This window comes from Flavicella sp. IMCC45668 (assembly GCF_057219105.1).
The window spans coordinates 689,330-700,837 of sequence record NZ_CM170114.1; the positions used below are offsets into that span (position 1 = coordinate 689,330).

Genomic DNA, 11,508 nt, shown 5'->3' on the forward strand with positions numbered 1-11,508 from the left:
TCGTAGAATATTATTTAAAAAAAAGCCTATGTTAATCACAAAAAATATAAGTCTTGTAAATCTGCTGAAATGGTCTGGCGGCCATATAATCTGGCTTCTTTTGTTTACAGGTGGAGTAACGCTTTTGTATGATGCAAATATTATAGAATTTGAAATTCCTTGGTTGCCCGTATCTGTAATTGGTACTGCGGTAGCTTTTTATGTTGGTTTTAAGAATAATCAAGCTTATGATAGAATGTGGGAAGCAAGGAAAATATGGGGTGGTATTGTAAATGACAGTAGATCTTGGGGAATGATGATTGACGGTTTTGTAAGCAATCAGTTCACAGATGATAAAGTTGAGCCAAAGGAAGTGGAGAAGATTAAAAAAAGATTGATCTATAGACATCTAGGCTGGATGTATGCCCATAGAAGTCAATTATTGGTACCGACGCCTTGGGAGCATATTAGCCAAAAGGGACTGGTAGGTTTTGCTGCGAAACGTTCTGTAAGTAAATATGGAGTGGGTATGGTAGATGACGAAGTTTCTAAAGCACAACTTAAGTGTTTTTTACCTCAAGATGAGTATGAACGTTTGATCAATAATAAAAATACAGCAACACAGATTATCAATGAGCAATCAAGAGATCTAAGCGATCTTAGAAAAGCAAATTTAATTGATGATTTTAGGCATATGAGATTAACCGATTTATTAAAAGGTTTCTATACGCTACAAGGAAAAAATGAAAGAATAAAAAAGTTTCCTTTACCAAGGCAATACGCTAATATGAGTCGAGTTTTTGTGTGGATATTTATTGGGTTGTTACCTTTTAGCATGGTTCCAGAATTAATGAAAATAGGAAAAATGGCTATGTGGGCATCCATTCCTGTAACCGCTTTAATTGGTTGGGTATATTTAATGATGGAAGTGATAGGAGATTATTCTGAAAATCCATTTCAGGGGATGGCAAATGATATTCCGATGTTGTCTTTGTGCAGAACTATAGAGATAGATTTAAGAGAAATGTTAGGCGAAAAAGATTTGCCTTCTCCAATACAGGCTAAAAAAGGAATATTGATGTAATGAAAATTCATTACATCAATATTTTCAGTTTAACTTTTTAGAAAAAAGTAATTTTCAAGTTTAGCTGAATCTTTGAGGGAATTGTATTTCTTTCCGTTCATTAAAACGTTGTCGTCAATATAAAACTTCATTGTGTTTTTTGTTTCATATCCACGAATAATTTTGTCTTCAGAATTAATAATATTATTTCCTAATATTTTTAAAAAACCACGTCCGTAACCTATCATAATAGCAGCCTTTTTAGAATTGGTAATTGTATTTCCATCGAGTGTAATGTTGGATGATCCAAAGTCAATTTTTTCTTCATTTGGTATTTTTCTACCATTTCCATGTCCTGTGTAACCTGTTGAGAAAATAATTATGGCGTTTCCAACGTCATTTTTCATGGTGTTGTTTTTTATCAAAACATCTCTAGTATCATGTTCTATATGAATGGCTTGCGAATATCCTTGCAGTCCGCCGTCCATTCTTTTATTATTACTGATCACAGCATTTCGGGTATTTGCTAGCGCAATATTAAAACGTGCTGCAACAAAGAACTCACAATCATCAATTAAAATATTTTCATGGTCTATTTTATTAGTATCTGCAAATGCATTGTCAATACTAATTTGATGGTCGCCTCTTTTAAAAATAGATTTTGTTACCGTAAAATTCTTTAGAATCACAGAGTCCATGGTTTGAATACCAAATTTACAATCATCAAATAAACAATTTACGACCATTATATCTGTAAAATTCCCTCTGAAGTCGACTCCCGTATATCTGGAGTTTAAAAAATCACAATTATTAATTTTTATGTTTGTTAGCGTTTGTTTTTTTGCTTCAACTCTAAGCAAATTTACAGCAGTTGAAAAACTCAATTTTTCAAATTTTGTATGCCCCACGGCTAATACAATAATGTTTCCCTTTTTAGAAGATCTTGATAATTGATATTTTCCTCCTTTTTTATTCTTCGCTCCTTTAAAAGTTAATCCCGATTTTTTTATGGTTAGATGTTTGTCTGAATCGTTAAAGGTAATATTGATGTCAATTAAAACAACATCTCCCGCTTTCGCTTTATTGTAGGCCGTATTTAATTTTTCTACTGAATTCCCTTTTTGTTTAGATACTTTAATAGTTTTAGCATTCAGATTTTTCGCTACTCCTAATAGAAATAAGAGTGCAATCATAAATTTTAATTTTTGTGTCATAGGTGTACGTATTAATTCTTTTCAAAACTAATTAATTAAAATATTTGTCACTATAACAAAAAAATGAAAGTCTAACTCTAATGGTTAATTGGCTATTTTTATTGTGTAAAAAAAGCCCACAATATTTAAAAAAATAAATAGTGCGGGCCAAATTCAGATCAGGGGTAATCTTATTTTCTATTCTATTAAGATGACTAAGTCTTCTGTGCTTTTTCTGACTTTTACAAGTGGAGCCAACCAATCATTTTTTTCTTCTCGATATCCAATAGGCAGCATTACTGCACTACGCAACCCTTTAGATGCTAAGTCAAGTATTTTGTCTACAGCAGTCGGGTCAAAACCTTCTAATGGGGTGGCATCTACTTCTTCAAAAGCTGCGGCAATAATTGCTTGTGAAAAAGCAATGTAAGCCTGTTTCGCAGCATGATTAAAATTTTCTTCAGCATCTCTTTTAGGGTAGGAGTTTAGTAGCATTTGACGATAATCTTCCCAACCTTGATTTTTAAAGCCTCTTATTTCATTAGTCAGATCAAACATCATGTTTATTCTGTCTTCTGTATAAGTGTCCCAAGCAGCAAATACCAACAAATGTGAACAATCACTAATTACAGATTGGTTCCATGCTACGGGACGTATTTTGTCTTTTATATCTTGATTGGTAATAACAATAATTTCAAAAGGTTGCAAACCACTTGAGGTAGGCGCTAATCTCGCTGCCTCAATAATTCTATCTATTTTATCTTGATCTACCTTTTTACCATTCATGGCTTTTGTAGCATATCTCCAATTTAATTTATCTAATAATTCCATAGTGCTATTTTAATTTTTGATACTATTCCAAGCAGATTGAAATGCTTCCTCAATGTTTTTTTTATCCATAAAATGAGCTTCACGATTTTGCATTACTATCAAAAAGGAAATTGGGGTTATGGTATAAGCATATATAAGATAATCTGATATATTCTTAATTATTCCTTCCGTTTTTCCTCTGTGTATAACTTCTATAAGTGGAGTTAAATGAATAATTCCTTCTTGTCTAATGTTTTCGTCAATAATCGGAGTATTGTCACATTGTGCTAGAAACAATGCTTCATCAATTTCCTTTAATTTATAACCTGCGATGCGAAACCACATTTCTTTAAAATTATCTTCAACGGATAATTCAGAGTCGTAATTAGCAAAAGAATAGTTGGCAAATTTTTCTTTAACTTCTAGATAAACCTTGTTAACTAAATCTTGTTTGTTTTCAAAATATAAATAGATTGTTCCTGGTGATACGCCCGCCATTTTAGCTAATTTTGACATGGGTGTAGCATGAAAACCGTTGCTGTTAACTAGGGCCAAAGTTGCTTTAATAATTGCCTCTCTCTTTATTTTGCTTTTTTCTAGTTGTTTCATTGTAACTTATCAAATATATAAAAATAAAATGAATATTCATTCATTTTCATCTATAGATATTAATGTACTGTAATATTGTTAAGGAAAAACCATTACATTTTTTGTTAAGTATTATGAATACAATATCAAAGCAACTCCAATAATAATCCCTAATAAAGGAACCAACTTTTTTCTTTTGTTTTTTTCTTTAAAAATTAAACCTCCTACAACTACTGCTATTAAGATTTGACTTCTTTTAATGGCAGACAAAAGCATAATAAGTGCTTCTGGATCTTGTAAAGCTTTAAAATAAAAATAATCAGCGGTTTGTAATAAAATTCCAACTGCAGGGATAGACCATCTAAAAGTGAAGGCATTTCGTTTCGCTTTAAAAGGAAACCAAGTAAAGCCCAAGATGGTAAGTAATATCAAAACTGTGTACCAACAAAACCAGAACTGTAAAGTTTGTGGATTTAATCCTTGGTATTGAATTAAAAACTTGTCATACAGACCACTTGAGGCTCCTAAAAATGTGGCTCCAATAATAGCGAAAACCCATTTGTTTTTTTTAAAAACAATGCCTTCTTTTTTTCCAATTCTAGAATAAAGAAAAACGGAAAATATAATTAGAAAAAAACCAATCCATTGATAACCATTTGGTTTCTCTTGATAAATAAAAATAGCCCCCAAAAATGTAAAAAACGGTCCTGCCGATCGAATAGGAGTCACAATTGTGATGGGCAAATGTTTTAAGGCTTGGTAGGCTAAAACCCAACTACAAGCCATTATCATTGATTTGATAAAAATGAATCCATGTGTGCTCCAAGGAATCGCATCTATATAAAATCCCATTTTTTTTGTCTCATTAGGAAAATATACAGAGCCGATAAAAAACGGTAGAATTAATAGAAAACCAGAAGTTATAGTTCCTAACAATACAGGAAAAACTTCATTTCCTTGAACAGCATGTTTTTTACATAAATTATGTAATCCTAAAAATAAAGCCGACAGCAGGCCTAAATACATCCACATTCCGGCAAAGGTACTTTTTATATACACTTTTGAAAGAAAAAACAGGACTTATTTAATCACTTTGTGGTTTGTATGTATAAACTGTAAGAAGTGATTAAGTCCGTTCGTTATTCAATATTCGATGCGGTTTTTTATTTTATAAATTATGAAGATACTTTAGTTGATTTACCTGAAAAAGTAGTAACTTTTTTTCCTGATTTATAATTAGAAAATATAGAAGTATGAAAAAGAAAATACTTGTCACAGGAGGGACCGCCGGAATTGGAAAGTTAGCAGCGATGGCGTTAGCAAAGAAAGGTCATACTGTGAGTATACATGGAAGAAATAAAGAGAAATTAGCGGCAACCATTGAAGAGATCAAAAAGGAGTCGGGGAATAAAAATATAAATGGATTCTTAGCAAATTTTGCAGATTTGAATGCGGTAAGGGAAATGGCTGAAGACATAAAGAGTTCTATTAATAGATTGGATGTTGTTATTAATAATGCTGGCGTATTCAAATCAAGTGTTGATAGAAATGATGAGGGTTTGGATGTTCGGTTTGTGGTAAACTATTTGGCGCCATATATTTTAACAAATGAACTTTTGGAGTTGTTAAGTGAAAATGAGTCTAGAATTATAAATTTAAGTTCTGCGGCTCAAGCAACAGTCTCATTGGTGCAATTAGCGGGTAAAGCATTGATAACTGATAATGAAGCTTATGCTCAAAGTAAGTTAGCATTGACTATGTGGAGTTTTGATTTAGCTAAAAAATTAGAGGATGTAGTTGTTATTGCTGTAAATCCAGGTTCTTTATTAGATACCAGAATGGCACAAGAGGGCTATGGACAAACATGGGCACCTGCGGAAAAAGGAAGTAATATTTTAGTTGATTTAGCACTAAATGAAGTTTATTCCGAAGATTCAGGTAAATACTTTGATAACGATAAAGGAGAGGATGTTGGATATTTTGCACCAGCACATGCAGATGCATATGATGTAGAAAAGATACATGAATTGATAGAGGTTACAGAAAGTATTTTAAAGGGGTAAGATTTATGAAAGCAATCGGTTTTAAAGAGTCTTTGTCTATAAATCAAAAGGATAGTTTTATTGAGTTTGAAACGGAAATTGAGGCGCCTAAGGGACATGACATATTAGTGAAGATTGAAGCTACTTCAGTTAATCCTGTTGATTTTAAGGTAAGACAAAATGCGGCGAAGGACACTGTTTTATCAACTCCAAAAATAATAGGTTGGGATGCTGTTGGTGTTGTGGAAGCAATTGGTGAAGCTGTAAAGAATTTTAAAATTGGGGATCAGGTGTATTATGCAGGGGATATCACCCGGAATGGAAGTAATGCAGAATACCAATTAGTTGACGAAAGAATTGTTGGGTTTAAACCTAAAAGTTGTACCAATGCGGAAGCTGCTGCAATGCCTTTAACTACCTTAACAGCTTACGAGTCGATTTTTGATAGAATCAAATACAATGATGCTAAAGATGCTGGAAAAACTATTTTAATTCTGGCAGGAGCTGGTGGTGTTGGTTCAGTAGCAATACAGCTAGCAAAAAAATTAACAAACCTAAGGATAATCGCTACGGCGTCTAGAAAAGAATCAATCGATTGGTGTTTGCAATTAGGAGCAGATCATGTTGTGAATCATAGAGATTTAAAAGAATCCTTAAAATCTATTGAGCAAGAGCAAGTAGATTATATTCTCGACTTTGTAGATTTAGAAGGGTATTGGGATCTTATAGCGGATTTAATAAAGCCACAAGGACATATCGTATCTATTACAGGTAGTAATACTCCTTTAAGTTTAGATATTCTAAAATCTAAAAGTGTTACCTTTTCCTGGGAGTTTATGTATACTAGATCTATGTATACAACTAAAGATATGGAACGGCAAGGTGATATCTTAAATCATGTTTCAGAACTTTTAGAGCAAGGAGTAATAATATCTACTTTGACAACTATATTGAAAGGATTTACAGTTGAAAATATTAAAAAATCCCACGAACTACAAGAGTCTGGTAGGTCAATAGGAAAAACGGTAATTGATTATTAATATTAAAAGTTGAAATTTTATTCAGAACATAAACAGATGTTTAGAGGTGTAATTGGGAATATCTAGTATCAGTTAAGGACAAAATTGTTATGTTTTGAACACCGAATCCTATTTAATTTTGTTTGAGCAAATTTAATTGCAAAAATGAAATTAAAGATATGAATAAACTACAACTACTACTTTTTTCTTTTTTAATCTTGCATGGATCGAATGTTTTGTGCGCTCAAACCACTAATGGAACCAGACCTAATGTTATTGTTATCTTAGCAGATGATTTGGGGTATGGAGATGTTGGTTTCAATAGAGAAGATGATTTTCCTGTTGACAGGGGAGTGATTCCAACTCCAGAGATTGATAAACTTGCAAATAGCGGAATCGTTTGTAAAAATGCGCACGTAGCCCACCCATTTTGTGGACCTAGTAGAGCTGCATTGCTTACAGGAATGTTACCACATAGAATTGGGGCACAATATAATTTGCCTAATGATATTACTACCCCTTTAGGGATTCCAATAAATGAGACTTATTTTACAACTGTTTTACAGGATTCTGATTATAACACTGCTGCTTTTGGAAAGTGGCATTTAGGGTTTACAGAAGGTTCCTACCAACCACTTGACAGAGGGTTTGATTATTTTTTCGGTTTCTTAGGGGGAGGAAAGAATTATTTTGAGTCAATTTACGAGGATGCTTTCTATAATAGGTTAGGAGGAGATAACCCGGTAACAAATGAGTATCAGGATCCTGTATGGAGAAATCGAGGGTATGTGGATAGAGACGAGTACAGTAATTCTGGAGAAGAAGATTATTTGACAGATGTTATAACAGACGATGCCATTAATTATATTCAAAGTATTTCAAATTCATCAGATCCTTATTTTATGTATTTGTCTTATAATGCACCGCACACACCTTTACAAGTTCCAGCTGCGGAAGAAGCTCAATTCAAAATTGACAATCCTAATTTTGAAAGTTTAATTAGTAATAGTACTTATATAACAGAATCTACACCCGTAGAAAAACTTACAGATCCGCAAGAGAAACAAGATTTGATTGACGAATTTGTAGCCGCTAGGATTACTTATGCAACTATGGTCTCTAATATGGATACTAACATTGGTAGGTTAGTAACCGAATTGAAAAAAGATATGACCAAATTCAATAACACGGTAATCATATTTTTAAGTGATAATGGCGGATATACGCATAGTAAAGGAGCAGTAAATTATCCTTTGGATGCTGGTAAGGGAAGTGTTAGAGATGGAGGACACAAAGTACCAATGTTCGTATCATGGCCGAATAAAATTTCACCTGCGACTTATGAGCATCAAATAAGTTCTTTAGATATATATCCAACCTTGATAAGTTTGGCAGGAGAGTCCGTACCCAATGGAAAAATTATTGATGGTGTTGATTTTATGGATGCGATGATTGATGGAGATGATGCTAGACCTAATGAAGGTTTATTGGTTATGAGACCTCAAAACGGTTTTCATAATGGGGCTTTCGCTTATGAGAATTATAAAATTGTAAAAACTGCTAATGGTGGACAATGGAGTTTATATGATATCGCAACTGATCCAGGCGAAAGTACAAATATTAGAAGTGAGTCTGGCGGAGAAGAAATAGTTCAGAATATTTTAGACAAAGCAGTGGACTTGGTTAAAGACTTTAAAGATGTAAAACCAGCGTGGTATGACAATAGCCATTACGATAGTGATAACGATGGTGTAGGAGATACTCATGTTCATGATCCTTTATGGAAAGACGGAACCTTACCTGGTTATGATAGATTATTTGAAGACACATCACTTAAATTAGAGGGAGAATTAAGTGTTGTTTCAGTAACCGGAGCCAACGATGCTATTGAAGGAGGAACGAATGGCGTATTTACAGTAAGCCTACCTGAAGATGTTTTTGCGGAAGAGGATATAAATGTGGACTACACAATATCTGGAGAAGCCACAAACGGTGTTGATTATACAATGGTTTCAGGAACTGTAACAATTTTAGAAGGAACTAATTCAAATGTAGTTACCATTATTGCTGTTGAGGATGGTATTGATGAAACTAGCGAATCGGTGATCATATCCTTGACAGGAATATCAACAGGAACTGTAAATGAAACAACAGCTCAGATTATAGTATACGATGTTATAAACCCAACAATTATTACAGCAGGTGATATTGCAATTACAGGTTGGAAAGCTGGGGCAGGTAATATTTCATTTGTCTTATTAAAGGACATTAGTGCAACAACAAAAATTTCTATATCAAATAGAACCTGGAATAATACTTCCAATCAATTTACCGGAGACTATAGTGTTGATGACATATGGACTTGGTCTGTAGGAGAAGCGCTTCAAGTAGGGGATCATTTTATTCTTGATTCTGACGGTTCGGTAAAGCGTGTCGTCAACAATAATTTAGAGGTTGTCGGTACAACAACTCATGATTATACAGGTAAAGTGGCTGAATCAAGTGATGGAGATTTTGATTTATCTACAAATGGTGATGGAATCTTATTTTTTCAATCAGATCCTTTTGTGCTACCAACAGATGGAAATGCTAGTTCATGGGTGACTGGAATACATACTGGATTGGGATGGGGTCAAGGAGGAGGAAACTCATATTGTGAGTTACCATCTGCATTGACTAATGGTGTTAATGCCAATTTTGTAGGAGAAAAACACAATTATGGAGTTTATACAGGTGCTTTGTCCGGTTCTGAATCGGATTTAAGAACTAGCATTAATAACAGTTCAAATTGGATTTTTTCTGAAGATACCGAATATAATTTATGGCGATTTGATGTGACGGTTAACGGAGTATCTGGAAATATTGGATCTGAAGGAGAACTAAGTGTTGATAATGAGTTTTCTAAAAAACTTCAAATATACCCAAACCCATCAAGCGATTCTTTTTATATTTCAATTCAAGAACGAATCAAAAATTTAGAAGTGGAGATATTATCTGCTTCTGGGCAATTGATAAAGAAGATAACTTTAGATACTCGACTCCCAAGAATAGATGTGTCTGATTTATCTTCAGGAATGTATTTTTTGCGTATTAAAGCTGATGATAATACTGCCTTCAAAAAGGTAATTAAGATATAAAATTAGAGTGAGGTAAATTAAAAGAGCTCATTAGATTTTCGATGAGCTCTTTTTTAGTTTTATTTTACAATAAGTTGAATATTATATTCGTTTTCATGAGTTTTTGTTTTTACCCAATAGATCCCAGGTCTTAATTGTGAAATATCTAGAATGCTTATATTGGTTTTTGTTGGTTCAAAACTGAATACCCTATTATTTGTTGCATTGAAAATTTCAATAAAAGTTTGGATTTCTTTAGATTCAATTGTGATCTTGTTATTAGTAGGATTTGGGAATAGTTTAAAATCATTTGTTAAGGTTTCCAGTTTTTTAGCTTTTTGAGATCCAATTTTATTGGAATTACAATTCACCTTATCATTGAGAAATTTAGGTAAACCACTGATACTTCCTGACAAAACAGTAATATGGTTATTGGGATCAAAATCAATTACATAAGAAGCTTCGTATAAGGCACCTGCAATAGATGGTCCTTTGTAACCTAAAACATTTGTATCGGGTAATAGATTATTGGGCTCTAGGGTATAAGTCTCTATGTTGCAAGTATATCTATTGATATGATTTAGTTTTACTCTAGCATTATTACCATAAAGTACTTTTACATTTCTAATTTTAGAGTCACTCGAAAATCGACCTAATCTATGAACATCATCATTTGCATAGGAGTCACCAACTCTTACTGCCCATCCACATTCAACTGCCTTTACACCGTCAATATCAACTGTTAAGTTGTATCTTTCATGAGGAGAAAGCATTACTGCACTGTTTCCGTATTTGCATGTTATATTTCTTGCAAAAACATCTTCAATAACAAGGTGTTGGGCTTCATTTACGCCATCTCTATAATCAGATTCTAGCCGTAATGTGGTACCACCAACCCCATAAAGATTTTGAAAAAGAATATTTTTACCGCAATGCATTTGAACCAAGCCGTATCCATAATCCGCATTGTTAATTTCTATATTTTCAACAATTCCATTGATTGGTCTTGCAAAGCTACCATCCTTTTTTTTTGATGGTGACAAATCTATACCTTGAAATTGTGATCTTTTTTCTAAAATTCTAATACCGCTTACCATAAAGTTTTTGACATTGTTAAGGGTAATGGGCATTATCTTTTTTCCAGCATTGAATTGTACCAAATTTATAATAAAATTTTCTCCATCTGTCATGCATTTGATACTTGCATTTTCTACTTGTTCTTTGTTGTCTGGTCCAAAACGAAAAATGTGTTTATTCTTATCAGTGTTATTATATCCATCAGCCAAATAAATAATTGCATTTTTATTCACTAATATGTGGACATTTGATTTCATTTGAATGTTTTCTAGAAAATATTTTCCATTGGGAATTAATATAGTTATCCCTTTTTTAGTGCCGTTAACAAGTTGGTGATTCTCATCAATTATTTTTTGTAAAGCATTACTTTCATTACCTGTGTTGTCCCAGGGATTTTCGATGGTAAATTTAATAGTTTTGACTGTAGGGATTTTGTTGTAAAATGCAGATTCTGGAGGGAGAGTAGCATAGCTAACAGAAGAAACGAATAACAGAATAGCAATTGGAATGAATTTGTAATTGAAAAATTTAGATTTACAATTTTGACTTAAATTACATAAATCATTTTTACTCGATGAATACATGAAGTTTGGTTTAATTTGGTTAATATTTAATTCCTAA

The 11,508-nt window shown here is 32.9% G+C and carries 9 protein-coding genes; 4 read left to right on the top strand and 5 right to left on the bottom strand.

From position 1 onward, the window contains the following. Positions 1-28 precede the first annotated feature (28 nt). Complete coding sequence (locus tag AC2DZ0_RS03200) at positions 29-1,063, top strand: bestrophin family protein (protein WP_484643625.1); 1,035 nt, start codon at positions 29-31, stop codon at positions 1,061-1,063. Positions 1,064-1,092: 29 nt separating this feature from the next. Here AC2DZ0_RS03200 and AC2DZ0_RS03205 read toward each other — a convergent pair whose 3' ends face one another. The 4 genes from AC2DZ0_RS03205 to AC2DZ0_RS03220 all read right to left on the bottom strand — a co-directional run bounded on the left by AC2DZ0_RS03205 (position 1,093) and on the right by AC2DZ0_RS03220 (position 4,665). Beyond that, positions 1,093-2,256 (bottom strand): right-handed parallel beta-helix repeat-containing protein, encoded by a 1,164-nt coding sequence (locus AC2DZ0_RS03205; protein WP_484643626.1) that lies wholly within the window; start codon positions 2,254-2,256, stop codon positions 1,093-1,095. A 177-nt stretch (positions 2,257-2,433) separates the two neighbouring features. Then, positions 2,434-3,066: a nitroreductase family protein gene (locus AC2DZ0_RS03210; protein ID WP_484643627.1), complete on the bottom strand. Its 633-nt coding sequence runs from the start codon at positions 3,064-3,066 to the stop codon at positions 2,434-2,436. A 9-nt stretch (positions 3,067-3,075) separates the two neighbouring features. Next, positions 3,076-3,654, bottom strand: coding sequence for a TetR/AcrR family transcriptional regulator (locus tag AC2DZ0_RS03215; protein ID WP_484643629.1), 579 nt, complete (start codon positions 3,652-3,654; stop codon positions 3,076-3,078). 111 nt (positions 3,655-3,765) lie between these two features. Beyond that, positions 3,766-4,665, bottom strand: a complete 900-nt coding sequence (locus tag AC2DZ0_RS03220; protein ID WP_484644821.1) for an EamA family transporter — start codon at positions 4,663-4,665, stop codon at positions 3,766-3,768. Positions 4,666-4,886: 221 nt separating this feature from the next. On the opposite strand from AC2DZ0_RS03220, the gene AC2DZ0_RS03225 reads away from it, so the two are divergent. The 3 genes from AC2DZ0_RS03225 to AC2DZ0_RS03235 all read left to right on the top strand — a co-directional run bounded on the left by AC2DZ0_RS03225 (position 4,887) and on the right by AC2DZ0_RS03235 (position 9,831). Further along, a complete protein-coding gene (locus tag AC2DZ0_RS03225) occupies positions 4,887-5,696 on the top strand; it encodes an SDR family NAD(P)-dependent oxidoreductase (protein WP_484643630.1) in 810 nt (269 codons plus the stop codon). A gap of 5 nt (positions 5,697-5,701) precedes the next feature. Then, positions 5,702-6,715, top strand: coding sequence for a zinc-binding alcohol dehydrogenase family protein (locus tag AC2DZ0_RS03230; protein ID WP_484643631.1), 1,014 nt, complete (start codon positions 5,702-5,704; stop codon positions 6,713-6,715). Between the two features lie 158 nt (positions 6,716-6,873). After that, positions 6,874-9,831 (top strand): sulfatase-like hydrolase/transferase, encoded by a 2,958-nt coding sequence (locus tag AC2DZ0_RS03235; protein ID WP_484643632.1) that lies wholly within the window; start codon positions 6,874-6,876, stop codon positions 9,829-9,831. Positions 9,832-9,890: 59 nt separating this feature from the next. Here the strand turns inward: AC2DZ0_RS03235 and AC2DZ0_RS03240 are convergent, their stop codons facing one another. Then, positions 9,891-11,471 (bottom strand): T9SS type A sorting domain-containing protein, encoded by a 1,581-nt coding sequence (locus AC2DZ0_RS03240; protein WP_484643633.1) that lies wholly within the window; start codon positions 11,469-11,471, stop codon positions 9,891-9,893. Between the last annotated feature and the right edge of the window lie 37 nt (positions 11,472-11,508).